This window comes from Bacillus sp. 1A (genome assembly GCF_052682215.1).
Genome location: NZ_JBQYLZ010000001.1, coordinates 3140888 through 3160287 on the forward strand (window position 1 = coordinate 3140888; position 19400 = coordinate 3160287).

The 19400-nt window shown below is 34.1% G+C and carries 20 protein-coding genes; 19 read left to right on the plus strand and 1 reads right to left on the minus strand.

Annotation, left to right across the window (positions count from 1 at the left end; genetic code table 11):
- Window positions 1-117 precede the first annotated feature (117 nt).
- From ACUN0F_RS15945 to ACUN0F_RS15960, 4 genes are all read left to right on the plus strand, one after another.
- On the plus strand, window positions 118-1620 hold the full coding sequence (locus ACUN0F_RS15945) for a class I adenylate-forming enzyme family protein (protein WP_445539676.1): 1503 nt from the start codon (window positions 118-120) through the stop codon (window positions 1618-1620).
- Window positions 1621-1761: 141 nt separating this feature from the next.
- On the plus strand, window positions 1762-2325 hold the full coding sequence (locus ACUN0F_RS15950) for a GNAT family N-acetyltransferase (RefSeq protein WP_445539677.1): 564 nt from the start codon (window positions 1762-1764) through the stop codon (window positions 2323-2325).
- Window positions 2326-2368: 43 nt separating this feature from the next.
- Window positions 2369-3145 carry a GNAT family N-acetyltransferase gene (locus tag ACUN0F_RS15955; protein ID WP_327962276.1) on the plus strand — a complete coding sequence of 259 codons (777 nt, stop codon included), beginning with the start codon at window positions 2369-2371 and terminating at the stop codon, window positions 3143-3145.
- An 11-nt stretch (window positions 3146-3156) separates the two neighbouring features.
- Window positions 3157-4056 (plus strand): PhzF family phenazine biosynthesis protein, encoded by a 900-nt coding sequence (locus tag ACUN0F_RS15960; RefSeq protein WP_445539678.1) that lies wholly within the window; start codon window positions 3157-3159, stop codon window positions 4054-4056.
- Between the two features lie 32 nt (window positions 4057-4088).
- Here the strand turns inward: ACUN0F_RS15960 and ACUN0F_RS15965 are convergent, their stop codons facing one another.
- Window positions 4089-4298, minus strand: coding sequence for a hypothetical protein (locus ACUN0F_RS15965; RefSeq protein ID WP_000801648.1), 210 nt, complete (start codon window positions 4296-4298; stop codon window positions 4089-4091).
- Between the two features lie 176 nt (window positions 4299-4474).
- Between ACUN0F_RS15965 and ACUN0F_RS15970 the strand changes: the two genes are divergently transcribed.
- The 15 genes from ACUN0F_RS15970 (at window position 4475) to tkt (ending at window position 19310) form a co-directional block, all read left to right on the plus strand.
- On the plus strand, window positions 4475-5323 hold the full coding sequence (locus ACUN0F_RS15970; RefSeq protein ID WP_445539679.1) for a phosphotransferase: 849 nt from the start codon (window positions 4475-4477) through the stop codon (window positions 5321-5323).
- A gap of 27 nt (window positions 5324-5350) precedes the next feature.
- Window positions 5351-5908 (plus strand): DUF7010 family protein, encoded by a 558-nt coding sequence (locus tag ACUN0F_RS15975; protein WP_046957885.1) that lies wholly within the window; start codon window positions 5351-5353, stop codon window positions 5906-5908.
- A gap of 28 nt (window positions 5909-5936) precedes the next feature.
- Window positions 5937-6761 carry a hypothetical protein gene (locus ACUN0F_RS15980; RefSeq protein WP_445539680.1) on the plus strand — a complete coding sequence of 275 codons (825 nt, stop codon included), beginning with the start codon at window positions 5937-5939 and terminating at the stop codon, window positions 6759-6761.
- A gap of 16 nt (window positions 6762-6777) precedes the next feature.
- Window positions 6778-7344: an SGNH/GDSL hydrolase family protein gene (locus ACUN0F_RS15985; RefSeq protein WP_445539681.1), complete on the plus strand. Its 567-nt coding sequence runs from the start codon at window positions 6778-6780 to the stop codon at window positions 7342-7344.
- A gap of 357 nt (window positions 7345-7701) precedes the next feature.
- Window positions 7702-8097, plus strand: a complete 396-nt coding sequence (gene spxA / locus ACUN0F_RS15990; protein WP_445539682.1) for a transcriptional regulator SpxA — start codon at window positions 7702-7704, stop codon at window positions 8095-8097.
- Between the two features lie 30 nt (window positions 8098-8127).
- Window positions 8128-8262: a BA3454 family stress response protein gene (locus ACUN0F_RS15995; RefSeq protein WP_000573513.1), complete on the plus strand. Its 135-nt coding sequence runs from the start codon at window positions 8128-8130 to the stop codon at window positions 8260-8262.
- A 194-nt stretch (window positions 8263-8456) separates the two neighbouring features.
- Window positions 8457-8870, plus strand: coding sequence for an Rrf2-family transcriptional regulator SaiR (gene saiR, locus ACUN0F_RS16000; RefSeq protein WP_001083471.1), 414 nt, complete (start codon window positions 8457-8459; stop codon window positions 8868-8870).
- A 124-nt stretch (window positions 8871-8994) separates the two neighbouring features.
- Window positions 8995-9330, plus strand: coding sequence for an IDEAL domain-containing protein (locus ACUN0F_RS16005; protein WP_076538955.1), 336 nt, complete (start codon window positions 8995-8997; stop codon window positions 9328-9330).
- Window positions 9331-9417: 87 nt separating this feature from the next.
- Complete coding sequence (locus ACUN0F_RS16010) at window positions 9418-10101, plus strand: DUF3888 domain-containing protein (protein WP_327962285.1); 684 nt, start codon at window positions 9418-9420, stop codon at window positions 10099-10101.
- 1015 nt (window positions 10102-11116) lie between these two features.
- Window positions 11117-12436 carry an aromatic amino acid transport family protein gene (locus tag ACUN0F_RS16015; RefSeq protein ID WP_046954708.1) on the plus strand — a complete coding sequence of 440 codons (1320 nt, stop codon included), beginning with the start codon at window positions 11117-11119 and terminating at the stop codon, window positions 12434-12436.
- Window positions 12437-12548: 112 nt separating this feature from the next.
- A complete protein-coding gene (locus ACUN0F_RS16020) occupies window positions 12549-12971 on the plus strand; it encodes an STAS/SEC14 domain-containing protein (RefSeq protein ID WP_445540824.1) in 423 nt (140 codons plus the stop codon).
- A gap of 251 nt (window positions 12972-13222) precedes the next feature.
- Window positions 13223-13699 carry a heme-degrading domain-containing protein gene (locus ACUN0F_RS16025; RefSeq protein ID WP_098090325.1) on the plus strand — a complete coding sequence of 159 codons (477 nt, stop codon included), beginning with the start codon at window positions 13223-13225 and terminating at the stop codon, window positions 13697-13699.
- A 633-nt stretch (window positions 13700-14332) separates the two neighbouring features.
- Window positions 14333-14932: a nitroreductase family protein gene (locus ACUN0F_RS16030; protein WP_097858227.1), complete on the plus strand. Its 600-nt coding sequence runs from the start codon at window positions 14333-14335 to the stop codon at window positions 14930-14932.
- 859 nt (window positions 14933-15791) lie between these two features.
- A complete protein-coding gene (gene zwf, locus ACUN0F_RS16035; protein ID WP_445539683.1) occupies window positions 15792-17276 on the plus strand; it encodes a glucose-6-phosphate dehydrogenase in 1485 nt (494 codons plus the stop codon).
- A gap of 39 nt (window positions 17277-17315) precedes the next feature.
- The gene (gene tkt, locus ACUN0F_RS16040; RefSeq protein ID WP_264460975.1) at window positions 17316-19310 is read left to right on the plus strand and encodes a transketolase; all 1995 of its coding nucleotides are present in this window, start codon (window positions 17316-17318) and stop codon (window positions 19308-19310) included.
- The last annotated feature ends 90 nt before the right edge of the window (window positions 19311-19400 follow it).

Genomic DNA, 19400 nt, shown 5'->3' on the forward strand with positions numbered 1-19400 from the left:
TACTTGTTAAGTAGATGGCTATTTTTATTGAATTTATATTCACTAAGTGTAATCTTTAGTAAATTAATAGTTAATCTGGTAAAATAAAAACCTAACATATATAAAGGGGAGTTTTACTTGAGAACGATGCAAAAATTATTACAAAAAAGAGCAATGCAATCACCAAATTTGGAAGCGCTTGTAGGGGGAGAGAAAAGGTATTCGTTTCAGCAGTATAATGAACGAGTAAATCAGCTTGCACATTATTTGCTACATAACGGTGTACAAAGAGGGGATCGTATCGGAATACTATGCAAAAATAATCATCCGTTTCCAAGCGTTATGATGGCAAGTTTAAAAATTGGAGCTGTATGTATTCCGCTCAATCATCAGCTTACTGCTTTTGAATTAGAAACGATTGTAAAAGAAGCAAAATTAAAAGTGTTAGTTATTGATGAAGAATTTAAAGAAATTTTATTAAAGATTGATGCTGTTAAAGAAATTCCTTATGTAATTAAAACGACAGAAGAAGGCTTTGGTTCATTTGAATTAATATTACAAGAACAGCCAATGACAGAACCGAACGTAGAAGTTCATGAAGATGATGATGCGATTTACTTATTTACTTCAGGAACGACTGGACAGGCAAAAGCATGTGTAATTGGACATAAAAACTTACATCATTATTTTTCTGAGATTGCGGGCCAAAGAGAATTTCCAGCAGGTGAACGCTTTTTATCCGTGCATCCATTGTTTCATATGAGTGGCGTGCTTTCTATTTTAAATTGTATTTATCATGGTGTTACGATGATTTTCTTAGCTGATTCGAATCCTACTCTTATTTGGGATAAGATTGAAGAAGAGAAAATTACTACGATGCTTGCGTTCCCGGCTGTTTATAGCTACATGCTTGATGAACTAAATAAAAAAGAACGTAACATTTCAACCTTTAAAGTAGCACAAAGCGGTGGAACAAAAGTGCCAGAAACGCTTATCCAAAAATATATGGAAAAAGGAATCTATATGGTGCAAGGCTATGGTAGTACAGAAGGTTGGGTTGTAACTTCATGGCATCCAATGATGGGAAAAGAAAAGATGTCTTCTGTAGGGAAAACCTTGAAAAATGTAGAGGTGAAAATTGTTCATCCAGAAACAGGACATGAACTAACAACTAATGAAGTTGGGGAGATTCATGTAAGAAGTCCATACATGTTTAAAGGATATTGGAATAATGAAAAGGCGACAAAGAAGGTAGTAAAGGATAATTGGTTTAACATGGGCGATGCTGGCATGATAGATGACGATGGATTCTTGCATATTATGGGAAGATATAAAGACGTTATCATACGCGGTGGTGACAACGTATATCCAGATCAAGTAGAAGATGTTATTCATGAAATACACGGTGTTTTAGAAGTTGCAGTAGTTGGAGTTCCGGATGACTTTTGGGGAGAGATTCCGACAGCGTACATTGTAAAAGACATGCAAACGTCTTTAACAGAAGAAGAAATTATGCAGCACTGTAAAGAGAAACTAGCAAGTTATAAAATACCGGAAGTTGTATTTATGGACAAATTACCGAAAAATGCTTTAGGGAAAGTGTTGAAGAGGGAATTAAGAGAAGGTGTACTTGTAAAATAAAAAGTAATTAGATGATGAATCCAGTTATGCAGTGAGCATGACTGGATTTTTGTTTGTAAAGAACATAATAATTTACTAGATTTTGTATTTCTTGTAAGATAATAAAGAATATTCGATCATTAATTAAAGGAAGAGATATAAATGAAGCTGCCACTATTACAAGTAGAGACAGAGAGACTTAGTATCCGTCCGTTTCAAAAAGAAGATTATAAAAGTTGGCTAGATGGATTCCAAATGCGGTTACCAGCTCAGTATAAATACGATGATGGCTATCATGACATGTCGTCTTCAACGAAAGAATGGTTCACGGAATGGATAAGAGGTTTTGATGAAGCAGCACATCGAGATGAGATGTATGTTTTAGGTATTTTTCGTAAAGAAGACGGGGCTAACATTGGAAAGTTAGAGCTAATAAAAATTTTACGTATGGACTATCAATGGGCGATGATGGGGTATTCCATACATAATCAATACTGGAAAAATGGATATGGTGTTGAAAGTGTGAAAGCTGCGTTATCATTATTTTTTAATAGTCTTCATTTTCATAGAATCGAGTTACATATACATGTTGATAATGAGCCATCCGTTCGTCTTGCTGAAAGAGCAGGATTTTCTTTTGAATGCAAGAGAGAGGCGTTTTCTTTAGAGAATGATAGGTGGATGGATTTTCTTATTTATTTTAAAAATAAGGAGATGGATAGATGAGGGTGGTTATTACGGATAGAAATTGTAGATTGGAGGTGCAGTGGTGAAGTACGATCTTACAGTCATCAAAAACTTATTTGGTCCTTCAAAAAAAGTATTAAATGGCTTACCAAATGCAGTAACGATTGAAGAAATAGAAGAAGACGTTTTGTATAACGTACAAACATATAAAGAAAAGATAAGTAGATTTGAAGATGTTTGTTTTAACTGGGAGTTAAAAAGAGCGAGTATTGTATTAAACAAGAGGTTTAGTAGTTATAACTCAAGTGCAAAAGTGGTACTTGATGCAGGTTTTTCTTTGCATGCGGCAAAGATAGAAGTATGTAGAGAATTGAACAATATAGAAGAGATTGAAAGACAATATACATATCGATCAATAGCAGAAGGAACGTTATCGGAAAAAGAATTTAAATATATTTGGGAACAATGTATGTTGGATTCAGGGAATCAAACTTCAATTTTAACTATCGATGAGCATTTTTATTCAGTGCAAACAGAGTTAGGTAAAGGCTGGGAAAAGTCATGTATTGTTTTTTATGATGAAGATGAGCCGATTGGTATGTCCATACCGCATATGGAGTCTGGGACAGAAAGTGAAGGACGATTATTTTACTTTGGGGTAATGCCTTATTATCGCGGGAAAGGAATTAGTTCACAAATTCATCTTCAATCTTTACATATGTTAAAGGAAATGGGTGCTATTTATTATATTGGGAGCACACATACGTCGAATGAAAAGATGCAAAGGATATTTTGGAGAAATAATTGTTCGTTGAAAACGGAGATAGAGCTTTATTATAAAATTTTTAAAAAAGGTTAGGAGAAAAGAAAATGAAGACTATAAACGTATTTCATTATGACGCATTTACGAATAAACCGAATATGGGTAATCCAGCAGGTATTGTATTAGATGCAGATGGATTAACGGAAGGGGAGATGCAGGGTATTGCTGAAAAAGTTGGATTTAACGAAACATCTTTCGTTCTTTCTTCAGAAGTAGCACATATAAGAATGCGCTTTTTTACACCTGGTTTTGAAATGGATTTATGTGGTCATGGGACAGTTGGGACAATATTTGCCTTGCGTGAAAGAGGTTTATTAGAAGAGAAAAGTAACCTTACGATTGAAACGAAGGCTGGGATTTTACCGATACAAATAGATGTAAATGAAAATGGAGAAACCTTTATTAAAATGAGGCAGGCAGCACCTCAGTTTAAAGAATTTACCGGTTCAAAAGAAGAATTAGCTCATAGTATCGGTTTAGAAGAAAATGATTTAGATGTAAGTTTGCCGATTGTATATGGAAGTACGGGGAACTGGACCGTAATTGTACCGGTTCAAAATCTAGATGTATGTGAGAGAATGAAACCTAACAATAAGGCGTTTCCATCTGTATTAAAAGAAATACCTAACGCTTCTATTCATCCAGTTTGTTTAGAAACTTATGATGAGCAGACACAAATGCATGGGCGTCATTTCTCATCAGCTTATGCTGGAACGATTGAAGATCCAGTGACAGGAACAGCTTCAGGTGTAATGGGAGCGTATTATGCGACGTATTTGGAGAAAAATTTTGATCATGAAATGGAGTTAATCGTTGAACAAGGACAGGAAATGAATAAAGATGGTCGTGTAACGGTATATGTAACGAAAGATGTAGAAAATGAGAAGTTACAAATAGATATTGCTGGAACAGCGGTGTATGTGAAAGAGTTTGAAGTTTCAATATAAAAAAGAAAGCCCGGAATACGTCCGGACTTTCATTATCTGTTCAATACTTCAATATACGAAGCATCTCCAGTTGTTCTTAGGGCAGAGCGGAAATTGTTATTTTCTAACGTTTCAGCGACTTGTTTTAACTGCTGTGCATCATCATGATGGATAAGTAAGCTGTCGGCACCACTTTCTTCTATATGAATGTGTTCGACATTTCCGATTGCATCATGTACAGCTTTTAAAAATTCAGGTTTCATATTGTCCTCCTAATATGTATGTAACATTGTTATTAGTATTTCCTTATTTTTGAAATGTAAAAGTGAATGAATTTTTGTTATATTATGATTTTGGTAGGGGTTTCCTATCCGTTTGTCAAATAATAGTAAAGTTGTCTTTTGACTTGAAGGAATCTTCGAAATTAAAGGGTGAGGGAATGGACATTTCAATAATTGCTGCACAACTAGTTAAGGATAAAGTTATTTCACTTTATCCAAATAGCGTTAAAGTGCTGAATGGGGGAACGACAAGTACTGTATATTTGTTGGATGGAAAATACGTTGTAAAGCTGAATAAAACGGAAGTAATACGTGAAGAAGCTAATTTTCTTTCTTTTTATGAAGGAAATACTTTGTTTGCAAAGTTTTTGTATAAGGAGCCTTTACATACATATATTGTGTATTCTTTCCTTGAAGGTAGTACTTCGTGCGAACAGGGACATAAACGAATTACGCTTCGTACACTTGTAAAAGAAGTTATTAATAAGTATGAAATAGTTTCAGGTATAGATGGCTGGGGATGGAAAGAAAGTCCGGTTCAACCTTGGAATGAATTTTTAACGACAAATGTAATGGAAGCTTATGAAAATGTAAGACCGTACATAAGTGAGGAAGAGTATAGAACGGTTCTTAAGTTAGCAAATAGTCCAAGTAGGGGAAATGGAATAAATCAGCCGTTTTTATTACATGGTGATCTTGGATTCCATAATTTTATATTTCAAGGAAATAAGCTGCATGGTGTAATTGATCCTTTACCAGTGTTAGGAGATCCTATATACGATTTAATTTATGCGTTCTGTTCAACTCCGGAAGATTTAACGAAAGAAGTAATTAATTATGCGATGAAACAATGTGTATTTCATAAAAAAGACAGTGAGTTATATGAAGAAATAGTTATTTGCTTATATTTGCGTATAGATACGTGTTTAAGGCACCACCCGAAAGATTTAGAAGATTATTTAGTAGCTTGGCGTTATTGGATGGGCGAGGTTGAGGTGACTTTATAATACAAATATTTTGGGGGAAATCGTGAAATGAATGTTTCAGAAGCGAAAAAGGATTTAGCAATAAAAACGAAGAGAGGCTTGCCAATTATACTAGCTGGCGTTTTATTTTGGATAGTTATGAGTATAACGGGCTTTGTTCTTTCGGAAAAACAAGTGGTGTGGGTATATTTAATCGGTATGGGATGTGTGTTTCCTTTCGGCTTAATGATAGCTGCTATATTGAAAATTGATATGTTTGCGAAAGGAAATCCGTTAGGGGTTTTGGCAGGATTAATTGGTGGGATAAATGTATTGAATATTCCGCTTGTATTACTTGCCTATTTTCAATTTCCAGAATGGTTACCTTTTGTAGTAGCAATGTTAATAGGTGTTCATTTTATCCCGTACGTATGGATTTATGAAAGTAAAAGTTACGGTTTATTGTCAGTAGGGACTGTATTCGTAACGTCAGTTTGCGGGATTCTTTTTGCTGAAAAAGGATTTACTGTAATTCCATTGTCAGTTACAGTTGTCTATTTACTTACTTTTATAAGTTTATTAATTGAAAATAAAAAAGCAGATCAGTATCAACAAAAATCAGCTTAATAAAAATTTAGGGATAGGGGGAATTATGATGAAAAATTTCGTTTGTACAACGTGCGGCGTACAGTATGCAGCGAGTGTCGAAGAACCGGTAAGTTGTGTTATTTGTGATGAGGAGAGACAATATGTTAATCCGAAAGGACAGTCTTGGACGACTTTAGAAAACTTGCAATCGAGTGGTACATATAAAAATGAAATGATAGAAGAAGAAAATGGGCTTTATAGTATTACGACAAAACCGACATTTGCAATTGGTCAAACGGGATATGTAGTAAAAACGGAAGCGTATCGATTACTATGGGATTGTATTACTTATTTAGATGAAATGACAATTGAAAAGATAAAGGAGTGGGGCGGGTTAGATGCGATAGCATTATCTCATCCTCATTATTATTCAACGCAAGTAGAATGGGCAGAAACGTTTGATGTACCAATTTATATACATGAAGACGATAAAGAGTGGGTAGTACGCCCGAGTAGCCGTATTATTTATTGGTCTGGCGAATCTTTACAATTAGCGGATGGAATTACTATTCATCGTCTCGGAGGACATTTTAGCGGCGGTTCTGTATTACATTGGGAAGAAGGAAATGGTGGGAAAGGTATTTTATTAACAGGTGATATTATTCAAGTCGTAGCAGATCAGCAGTGGGTGAGCTTCATGTACAGCTATCCAAACTTAATTCCATTACCGGCGAGAAAAGTGGAGGAAATGGCGAATCGAGTGAAGCCGTTACAATTTAATCGTTTATATAATGCTTTTCACCGAGTAGTGAAAGAGAATGCGAATGAAGCAGTGGAACGTTCTGCTGAAAGATATATTAAGGCGGTAGAAGGAAAGTTGTTTCGTACGTAAAAGGAGAGTTAGCTCTATGAAAACGTTAGTATGCTTTGGTGATAGTGTTACAGCTGATGAAACGTTTTTTGATGGAACACCGAGGTTAACACCGCGTTTGCGGGAGATGTTTCCAAATTGGAAGGTGGTAAATGCGGGGGTTCCGGGTGATAATACGTTCCATGCGTTACATAGGATTGAAGAGGATGTACTATCACATAAACCAGACTTTGTAACAGTTTTTCTTGGTACGAATGATTCGGTATTATTCGATCCAGTACCATTACAAGTATACAAAGATAATTTAGGGAAGATTGTAAGTATGATTTCACCAGAAAAGATATTACTTATTAGTCCTGCACCAGTTGATGAAGAACGCCAGCATAATAGAACCAATAAAGTACTTGGTCAGTATGCAGACGTAGTAGAGGAAGTGGCGAAGGAAACAGGAAGTTATTTTCTGAATTTATATGCTGAGATGATTCAAGAACAGAATTATAAAAGATTTGTAGAAGATGATGAAAAAGACGGTTTACATTTTGGCCGACAAGGTTATGAATATGTAGCGGAGTTAATTGGTAAAAAGTTAAAAGGGATTTTGTAAGAAGCAAAGTGTGTGCGCTTTGCTTTTTTTGTCCGAGTACTTCCTCCTACAATGTTGCTGTGTTCAATGTAGTAGCTTTTATTATGCTAAACATGTAGGGAAGAACGAAATAAAGTGGAATATAATTTGTTTCGCTAATGGAATGCATCCAAGACTTAACAGTTGATTAATTGAACTGTAAAGTTTAAAATTACAGTATAGTTTTTAGAAGTGAGTTGCTATTGTTTGTAAAAAATAGATAAATTAAATATTCTCGAATAAATAATATAACGTGTATTTCATTATAAACTGTAATTTTTTTTAATACATTTCAATAATCTATATAATAATTTTAAAAAGTAAAGGAGTGTGTAAAATATGGTGATTTTATATACGACAGCAAGCTGTAGTTCGTGCCGAAAAGCAAAAGCATGGCTTGAAGAACATCAAATTGATTATACCGAAAAAAATATCGTATCCAATTCGCTTACAGTTGATGAACTTAAATCCATTCTTCGTTTAACTGAAGATGGTGCTACTGAAATTATTTCAACTAGATCAAAAACTTTTCAAGACTTAAATATAAATATAGAGGCGCTTTCGCTTAATGAATTTTATAAATTAATAATTGAGCATCCGCTAATGTTACGTCGTCCAATTATGCTGGACGAAAAAAGATTACAGGTTGGTTTTAACGAGGAAGAAATTCGCAAATTTTTACCGCGTAGCGTTCGAACATTTTTGAATATTGAATTGCAAAAAATGGCTAATTAATAAGTAATATTTTGAAAGGAGGAAACAGAAGTGATTGAAGTATGTGTTACAGTTAATTATAAAGATAGAAACTATCACACAAATGTTATTGTGAGTAAAGATACGATTTGGACAAAAATTAAACAATTGGCAGAAGAACAAGTTAAGAAACAGTGGACTGTTTAAATTTATTTGCAACTTAAAAAGCTACATGAAGTTAGGAGATATAGGGGAGTTCTGATAGAATATAAAGGGATTTATTTTTTCATGCTAAGCATGCTTCTTATATATTTTAACGTTTGACTAACCTATCTGTAATATTTATGGCTACAGTATGTTACTAAGCGAGAAATCATATTTTTTATCGTAGGAGGACAACAATGAACAGCGACTTTACCTTGGCCATTCATAGTTTAACTTATTTAGCTTTACAGCCAGACCGGATGTCAACAAGTAATGCTATTTCAGAAAGTGCAGGTGTTCATCCAGTACGCATTCGCAAAGTGCTAAGTTTGTTAAAAAAACATAAGTTTATACAATCAAAAGAGGGAACTGGTGGAGGTTTTATTTTTGCCCGTGATTTAAGTGAAATTAATCTTTGGAATATGTATCAAATAACCTCTGAAGGTGCATTGCAGCCGAAGTGTCCAGAATCAAATGATCAGTGTATTGTAGGTTCGAACATGCGGAAAGTTCTTTTTGCTATTTTCTTAGGTGCGGAAGAACATTTAGGTGAATATTTAAAGAATTATACAATGAAAGAAGTTGTTGACCTTATTAATCAAGAACGTTAAGCGGCTTAATTATTATGTAGCCGTGAGTTCTTAAAAAACAACTGTAATAAAAAGAATTACAGTTAAAGTTAGTTTTTATATCTTTTTTATCGTTACAAAAAATATTTATAAGAAGGTGAAAAGTATGATGTCAAATAATAATCATGTTTTAAAAGTGGGAGATTGGGTTCGTGGAATATCAAATGAGGGTGAATTCATAGTTGGTTACATTGTATCACTTGATGAAGTGGAAGATGTAGTTACAGTTAGCATTGTGAAACGTGACGACAAGTACACAATGAACGAAGCGATTTTACTCTTTAGTAAACACGTTAACAAACTCCCTGAATCAAAAGTAATAAATAAGGAGCAAATCCTTTATCTTATAGACCTTGCATTATTAACAGGGGATGAAGAATGGTTTATTGAGCTTTCTGCAAAATTAAACTCGATAAAAGAGCTAGTTAATGAAGGATTTTAACGATTATATTATTCGCTTTTAATAGGTTGAATCGTGCAATAATATCATCTCTTTTGTTGCATTTTAATAAAAGAGGTGATTGATGGTATGAAAATAAAAATAATTAGCATCATATGTCTTCTGAGTTTTTTATTACCCTGTATTTCTGCTCAAGCAATTGGAAAAAGTGAAAATGAAATCAACGAATATTTTGACATAGATTTAACTGGTTATGAACTTTATTCGTTTGGTGACTTTAATCAAATAGGTTATAAGATAACGCCACTTACTCAACTGTTTTTAGGTATAGTTCAAACAGAAGGTAAATGGATTGATGAGCCAGTACTATATATTAAGGGGAATAAAGGTTATTTTCATCTTTGGAAAGAGGATGGTATGAATGTTCTTTATACCGTTGAACAGAAAAGTGGTTTTTGGAAAATTATAAATGTAAATAGAAAAAGGATTAACAGAATACCTGTACCAAAAAAAAATTTAAAAGAAGTAGTAATTAATCTTTTATTAGAACCAATAAGCAAAGAAGTTGAAAAATATTATAAGGAACCGAAGCTTTGGTACCGAGGTTCTGAAAAAATTGTTGAAATAACAAAAGACGAAGCAAATTATATTTTCTATGTAACTGTGCAAATTCAAACTTTTGAAGGGGCACACAATCCGCCTTATGGAGAGGACACAATTACTTTTCGTATAAAAGGAAATGAAATAAAACCAATTCATTACAAACATAGAAATATCCCTGAAGAAGAGTTGAAAAAATTAAAATTAAGATGACATTGAAGTGATTTGTTTGTTCACTCCTAATAATGATAATGATGTAAATAAGCTGTCCATATGGGCAGCTTATTTTATTTTTTCGTTTAGCGAAGATTTTTGCGAAATGTTAGCGGTTCTCTTATTGCCATCAAGTTAAAATATGTATTTTCCTGAAAATGTATATGAATGCAATATTGATAATATATATCCTAAAAATTGGTTTATGCATTTAAAAAGAAATTTCTTTTTAACCACGTTAATTATTTATTAAAATATCTTTTTTAAATCAAAATAAAATTTTTAGATAAAGAAGAATATAAATATTTTTAAAATGAGTAGCTTGAATAAACAATATTTTACTGTGTATTTTGCTGATTAATTCCGTTATAAGCGATAGGAACAAGGGTTACATGCTAACTGTAAATTATTATCCATGTAAAATTATATCCGTTAAATATTTCTGAAAATATAAAAATATTAATTTTATAAATATACACGTTATAATGAGGGCGTCGAGAGAAATTTTATGATCTCTGGAGAAAATATAAAAAATGCGATTAATAGAAAGAAAGGCGTGTGATTAGAGGCGAAATGTATGTAAAGTGCTTCAGTGGCTTGTGTAATCAATACCATAAATGCTGCCGAAGTTATGAAAGTGATGTGTAGAATTGAGAAAGAAATGCCTCATAAATGAAGAGAGGCCGGTTTAGCTGAAATTACTGTTACAAGTAAGTAAGAGAAACCATTAAAGTAACACACTGTTATTAAAAATGTTGCAACGTATTTATGAAGTCTATTCAATATTGTTCTCTTAAGCGGTCTTTATATAAAGAGCGGATAGTACGAGTAAACTTTTTTGTGAACGCTAACATTTATGTTAGGACGCTAACTAGCGAATGTTTCAATTTGGATTCATTATGATGAAGGACATACAATGTGGGGCAACTTGTAAGGAATTTATTTTCCGAAAAAAGGGAATGTTCGTTAGCTATAAAGAGATACGCAAGAATAGGATACAAGGGGGAGTTATTATATGAACGGGAATACTGCAAAGAAAATAGAAGTTCAAGCTGAAAATATCGCACTAGAAAATGAGCAATATGCAGATCCGAAAAAGTGGCATAAGCAGGATACTACATGGGCATTGAGCCTATTTGGAACTGCAATTGGAGCAGGGGTGCTCTTTTTACCGATTAATGCAGGTTCAGGTGGTTTATTATCATTACTACTAATTACATTGCTTGCATATCCAGTTATGTATTACTCACATAGGGCACTTGCTAAAATGATATACGCTTCTAATTCTGCTGATGAGGGGATCACAGGTACGATTAGAGAGTATTTCGGAAATAAAGCAAGTATCATTTTTAACATCGTATATTTCGGTTCAATTTATACAATCGTGCTAATGTATTCGGTTGCGCTTACAAATACTGCAAGTAGTTTTATCGTGCATCAATTGCATATGCCAGAGCCTCCAAGGGCTATTTTATCACTTGTATTAGTTCTTGGTCTTATCGCTATACTGAATTTTGGTCAAGATATTACTGTAAAGATCATGAGTATGCTAGTGTATCCTTTCATAGCTTCTCTACTGTTTATCGCAATATCTTTAATTCCACAGTGGAATACGTCAATGCTTAGCTTTTCAGCTGTTTCTACTGCTTCAACAGGAACAGGATATTTTGGAACGATACTGTTGATTCTACCAATCATCGTATTCTCATTTAATCATTCACCTATGATTTCATCATTTGTTGTGAAACAGAGAGCTACGTATGGAATAGAAGCTACTGATGCTAAATGTGCGCAAATACAAAAAGTTTGTTATATCATGACATTCGCTGTAGTTATGTTCTTCGTTTGGAGTAGTACATTAAGCTTGACTCCAGAGGATTTAAAAATGGCAAAAGAGCAAAACTTATCAATTCTTTCATATCTTGCTAATGAGCTTAATTCACCTGTAATCACGATTGCAGCTCCAATCATTGCTTTTGTGGCTATTACAAAATCTTTCCTTGGCCATTATATCGGAGCATTTGAAGTAATGCGTGACATGATTATTAAGTTCGGTAAATCACGTGGAAAAGTTATTGAAGAAAAAACAATTAAGACAATCGTCCTTACTTTTGTTGTATTATCATGCTGGTTTGTTGCTTATACAAATCCAAGTATTCTTGGACTTATTGATTCTCTAAGCGGTCCATTAGTTGCTGCTATCTTATGTCTATTACCGATGTATGCAATTCAAAAAGTACCAGTACTAGCTAAATACAAAGGGAAAATGAGTAACGTATTTGTTATTATTGTAGGTGTACTTACTGTTTTAGCAAGTATTAAGTCATTATTCTAATTCACGATTGTTAGTTCTAATGTAAAATAAAATAGAACAATTTTGGGACAGGTTTCTCCGTTTGGAGAGTCTGTCCCTTTTTAATGCGTTACAGTTTGATCTTATTGATTTTATGAGGGATTCACGCATAATTGTAACTAAGGGAGATGATTTTAGATTGAATAAACCGAATACTAGCGCAACGGTTTCCGGAGATATAATTGTTACTCGTCTTATAGGCAAGATTAAAACAGATGATGTTTATGAATGGTTTAATGGCTTCGAGCAAGTTTGTCAGCAATTCATTTCCGAAGGGCGGAAATACAAATTGCTGGTCGATAGAAAAGGATACACGCCAGATCATTTTTCTGTTCAAAAAGCATGGAAAGAGAAGTTTTTCAATGAAACGATTTTGAAACACAGTAAGGCAATTGCTTTTCTTCTTGAAGAAGGAGAGATACTGAATTATTTACAACAATCTAATACAAAAGAATCTGTAAAATTTTTCGATGATTATGAACAAGCATTCCTTTGGTTGAATGAATATTCTAGATAAAACTTTTAGTGAACCAGTTGCTTAAGCAACTGGTTTTTTTATGCTTGTAAGTAGTAGCAGGAAGAAAACTTCTATACGAAATGTTTAGTACGAAAGGACATACATTTTTAAGGCATTAAATATAATTCATAATAGCACCAAGAAGAAAAGAATACGCTTTACGTTATTAGTTATATGGAAAGTCCGTACGGTAGGGTCGCATAATTTTAAAAAAAGCAATGTGGCATAAAGTGAGTAAGGGGGATAAACATATGAGTACTTCAAATTTGAATGAAATTAGTAAACAAATTTTAATAGAGGAGGAAACACTTCAATTTTCGTCTTTTACAAATGAAGATGCTTTGCAAATAGGTTTATTTATCGTTGAAACAGCGAAAAAGGAAGGGAAATTGATTGCTGTTGATATAGCGAAAAATGGTGTGCAACTATTTCATTTCAAGATGACAGGGACAACTGCGGAAAATACGCAATGGATTGAGCGTAAAAAACGAGTTGTTTCTTTGCATAATCATAGCTCGTATTATATGCAGATACAAAGTGAAATAACGGGCATTCCATATAATGAAAAGTATCTTTTAGATAGGTCGGATTATGCTGCGTTTGGTGGCTGCGTTCCTGTCCAAATAAAAGATGTAGGGGTTATTGGAATGATAACAGTTTCAGGATTACCACCAGAAGAGGATCATGAATTAGTTATAAGGGCAGTTAAAAATCATTTGAAACAATAATAAAAAGGCAAAACCAAACAAGAATATGTTCGGTTTTGCCTTTTTATTATACTTTTTTGTAAACAGCAAAGAGGATTCCATTATAGGAGATATTTGATTATACACTGTTTTTGGGATTACATCGTCTTCTTTTAGTTTGCGAAATTGCTGTATTAGTATCTCTTTTGTAAGGCATTGAAATTTTTAATGCATCTGTCACTTTTGTTAAATGAAAAAGGAGAGTAGCTTAAATGTAATAAGTTAGGTAATGAGTTATTAATGGTTCCCGTCTTTCTTGATGATTACAATAGATTAATTCAATGTTATTATTTCCCATTAAAGACATGTCGCTTCAAGATAAAATTTGATGATTAAAATAGTTACATTTCATATTTGTGTAAATATGGAAAACCTAGGATACATGAATAGAGAATGGGTAAAATAGTACCGAATGCTGATTAGATTTTATTAGTAATGTTATAAGCCTTTTTAGGTAAACTGAAGCGTCTTGGACAAGAAGTAGTGTGTTTAGATTTATAATGATTGGTAACTGGTGTTATGGAGTTCAATAATTAAAAATAAACTCATTTAAACTCATATTATCTTCGAGATTTATCATTTTTGAGGATATTAGAACTCAGGAGGAAATAAATTATGACAAAAGATTTCTATACCGCACTGAAAGAAAGACGTACTTATTATGGGATTAATAAAGAGGTACAAGTATCAGATGAAAAAATTAAAGAAATTGTGGAGTTTGCTGTGAAATATACTCCGTCAGCTTTTAATTCTCAAACTGCGCGATTAGTTGTATTATTTGGTGAAGCTCATAATAAATTATGGGATATTACAACCGAAACATTAAGAAAAGTAGTTGGAGATGGAGATTTTTCAGGAACGCAACAAAAAATGGATTCCTTTAAAGCTGGCTATGGAACCGTACTATACTTTGAAGATGAAGCTATAGTTAAATCGCTTCAAGAAAAATTTGCTGCATATGCTGAAAACTTCCCGATTTGGTCAAATCAAGCATCAGGTATGCACCAATTAGTTGTGTGGACTGCATTAGAAGCAGAGGGATTAGGGGCATCTTTACAACATTATAATCCATTAATTGACGATGAAGTGAAAGCAGAATGGAATATCCCTGCTAATTGGAAACTAATTGCACAAATGCCATTTGGTAATCCAACAGCTGCGCCAGGTGAAAAAGAATTCCAACCGCTTGAAGAGCGTGTGAAATTTCATAAGTAATATTTAATGGACATCATCCGTAAGGAAATTGACTTTTTCATGAGTAAAAAGATTCTAGTTATGAATGCAATGACAAGTGTAACTATATGTATATTTCAAAAAACACGAAGACTTTTAAGTCTTCGTGTTTTTTTAATTAATGTCTGAAAGAGAAGAATTAAAAGCGTAAAGGAAAGTATATGATATGTAAACACTTGATACGAATTATATTTTATATAATCGATAATCATGAATTAATGTAAATATACCAATGAGTAACTCACTGACCACGAGCATGGTGGAGTATACACGAACTCTAGCATTATTAATAAAGTAGCTTATCTTTAAGACTATTAGGATGAATTGTAAGCTTCTTATTTTAATATATAGAAAAAACCTTGTAGAATTTCTCTGCAAGTTTTTTGTTACGCATGGCATTTTATTTTATGTATCATTATCCCGTATTAATTGGTAATTAGGATAACTAATAATATGAGAATTTACGTTCTAGTTTTTGCGGGCGATAAAATTAATAGGAGTTTTAATAAATAGATAAAGACTAAATAGAATTACGAAACAAAGACTCTTCATTTTAAACCATTTCTCTTGACGATAATAATTTATAGGGTTAATATACTAGACGTAAGATTATTTGATTACTAAAAGTAATTAAATATATAATATTTTGTTAGATCTGATAAGTAAGTTTCCGTAGAAATGCTTTGAATTGCCACTATTAATATTGGGGACAATTAGAAAGCGAAAGGTATAAAAAGAATTGGAAGTTGATAACTCTTTGTTTTTTTATAAAAACATGAGCTTCTGTACAATTCATTTTTAATATATTGACCAGGATTATACAACAAGAGGGGGACTGAAATTGGAATCAATGACCTTTGTTTTATTTGGAGCGACAGGGGACTTAGCGAAACGCAAAATTTACCCCGCACTATATAACTTATATAGAGATCAAAAGCTTCCAAAGCAAATATCCGTTATCGGGCTTGGGAGACGTCAAGTATCTCATGAAGATTTTCAAAAAAGAATAAAAGAATCAATAGAGACGTTTTCCCGTCATAGAGAAGAAGGTACTCCAGAACTCGAAAGTTTTTTAGATAATTTTCGTTATTGCCCATTAGATGTGAGTAAGCCGGAAGACTATGAGAGATTATTACAAGTTGTTCGTGAAAGGGAAGAAGTACTACATATACAAGATAATAGAATGTTCTATCTTTCAGTTGCACCTGAATTTTTCGAGACAATCGCTTTAAATATTAAGGAAAGCGGACTTGATAAAACGGATGGATGGAAACGTTTGATGATTGAGAAACCGTTCGGACACGACCTTAAATCTGCGCGTGAGCTTAACGATAAGCTTAGTCGAACGTTTGAAGAAGACGAGATATACCGTATTGATCATTATTTAGGTAAACCGATGATTCAAAACCTTGAAGCACTTGAATTTGCAAATCCTGTTCTCCAATCGATTTGGAATAAAGAACATATAGCGAATGTACAAATCACAGCGAGTGAAACAGTTGGGGTTGAAGAAAGAGCAGGATATTATGATCAGGCAGGAGCCATTCGTGATATGGTTCAAAATCATATGTTACAAATATTAATGATGACTGCTATGAATCTGCCGGAAAAAATTAACGCATGTGAAATTCGAGAGGAAAAGCGAAAGGTAATGGAAACGCTTCGTAAAGTGAAAAAAGAAGACGTTCAGAACCATATCATTCGCGGACAGTACTCTTCAGGAGAGATAAATGGTCAACAAGTTGTAGCATATAAAGAGGAGCCAGGAGTAAATCCTTCTTCTAACATAGACACATTTGTTGCTGCTCGATTGTGGATCGATAATCCATTTTGGACTGGCGTTCCCTTTTATATACGAACAGGCAAACGAATGAAAGAAAAGTCTACTCGTATTGTAATCGAATTTAAAAATACGTTAAAACAGCAATATCAAGATAGTAATCCAAATGCAGCACCTAACTTGTTAATAATTGAAATTAGCCCAGGTGAGAACGTTTCATTACAGTTAAATAGTAAAAATCCATTGAAAAATGGAGAAATTGAACCGATGCGTATTAACTTTACTTGTGAGCAAGCGGATGTGGGAGTACCTGAAGCGTATGAAAGACTCATTCATGATGCTGTGAGTGGAGACGCTACATTCTTTGCACATTGGAGAGAAGTTGAATTGTCATGGGAATGGGTACAACCAATTCTTGAAGCGTTCGAGGAAAACTTATTGCCGCTTCATGAATATGAGTCTGGTTCATATGGTCCAGAAGCGTCTAATGAACTGTTGCAAGAAAGTGAATTTAAATGGTGGTTAGATCAAGAAACGGAAAAATAAGTATATTCTTAAATGAAAGCATTTAGGGGGACGATTACTATGACACAAAACATAAATCAATTAGCAGTGAATACACTTCGTACGTTATCGATTGATGCTATTAATGCGGCAAATTCAGGTCATCCAGGTCTTCCGATGGGAGCAGCACCGATGGCTTATGCATTATGGGCGAATCATTTAAATCACAATCCTAATCATCCGAAATGGTTTAACCGTGATCGATTCGTTTTATCAGCAGGACACGGATCGAGCTTACTGTATAGCTTACTTCATTTAGCTGGATATGACGTTTCAATTGATGACTTGAAAAGCTTTAGAAAGTTAAATAGTAAAACACCAGGACATCCTGAGTTTGGTCACACTTCTGGAGTTGAAGCGACGACAGGACCGTTAGGACAAGGGATTGCAAATGCTGTTGGGATGGCAATGGCAGAAGCTCATTTAGCAGCGAAGTTCAATAAGGATGGTCACTCTATTATAGATCACAATACGTACGCTTTAGTTGGAGACGGTGACTTAATGGAGGGTGTCGCTTATGAAGCGATGTCAATGGCAGGGCATATGAAACTTGGCAAGTTAATTGTACTGTATGATTCAAATGAAATTTCACTTGATGGTGAATTAAACATTGCTTTTTCTGAAGATATGCAGAAAAGGGTAGAATCTGCACATTGGCAATATGTAAGAGTTGAGGATGGAAACGATGTTGATGCGATTACAAAAGCGATTCAATTAGCGAAAGACAATACGGACCAACCTACTCTTATAGAGATTAGAACCGTTATAGGTTACGGAAGTCCAAAAGTTGCTGGAACGAACAAAGCACATGGTAACCCGCTTGGAGTAGAAGAAGCGACAGCGACAAAACAAGTGTATGGTTGGCATTATGAGGAAGACTTCTTTGTACCGGAAGAAGTAACAGCTCATTTTAATGAACTGAAACAAAAAGGTACTGAAAAAGAGAACGAATGGAATGAGCAATTCAACTTATACAGAGAGTCGAACCCTGCACTAGCAGATGAATTAGAAAAAGCGATTACCGGTGAGGTTTTAATCGAAGCGAAAGACATTCTATCCTTCGATACTGATAAAACGATTTCAACTCGCGTTGCAAGTGGAGAAGCTATTAATCATTATGTGAAATCGATTCCTTCTATTTTCGGTGGAAGTGCAGATCTTTCGCATTCTACGATGACAGATATAAAAGGTGAAGCAGTATATGCGGTAGAATCGTATGCTGGCCGAAATATATACTTTGGTGTACGTGAACATGCAATGGGCGCGGCAGCAAATGGGCTGGCTCTTCATGGAGGAGTAAAACCGTTCGTTAGTACATTCTTTGTATTTAATGATTATCTTCGTCCATCTATTCGACTTGCTGCATTGCAAAAGTTACCTGTTACTTACGTATTTACACATGATTCGATCGCTGTAGGAGAAGATGGTCCAACGCATGAACCAATTGAACAATTGGCAGCTCTTCGGGCAATTCCTGGTCTAACAGTTATCCGTCCATCAGATGCAAATGAAACAGCGAATGCGTGGGCTTATGCTTTACAGCAAACGGATGGTCCAATCGTTTTAGTACTTAGCCGTCAAAATTTACCGGTGTTTCATGAAACGAAAGCGAACATAGAGAATCTTTCTAAAGGAGCTTATGTATTAACGCAAACAAATGAAAATCCGGATGTAATTTTAATTGCAACAGGTTCTGAAGTATCCTTAGCTGCTAGTGCAAAAGCGAAACTAGAAGAAGACAATGTCTCTGTTCGTATCGTTGCAATGCCAAGCTGGGAGCTATTCGATCACCAATCGAAAGAATATAAAGAATCAGTTCTTCCGTCTTCTGTAACGAAACGAGTATCTCTTGAGATGGGTGTATCTCTCGGCTGGGAGCGTTATGTAGGACAAGAAGGGAAAATATTATCGATTGAAACATTTGGAGCTTCAGGAACTGGGGTTGACGTCATGAATCTATTTGGATTTACGACAGAAAATGTTGTTCAAATTACAAAAAATGTATTGAATTCTTAAGCTATGACTGTGAATACCTTTCTGGAAATATCAATTTATCAGTGCTGAAAGGTATTCAAAATCGTAGTGATATGAATTTTTAATAAAAGA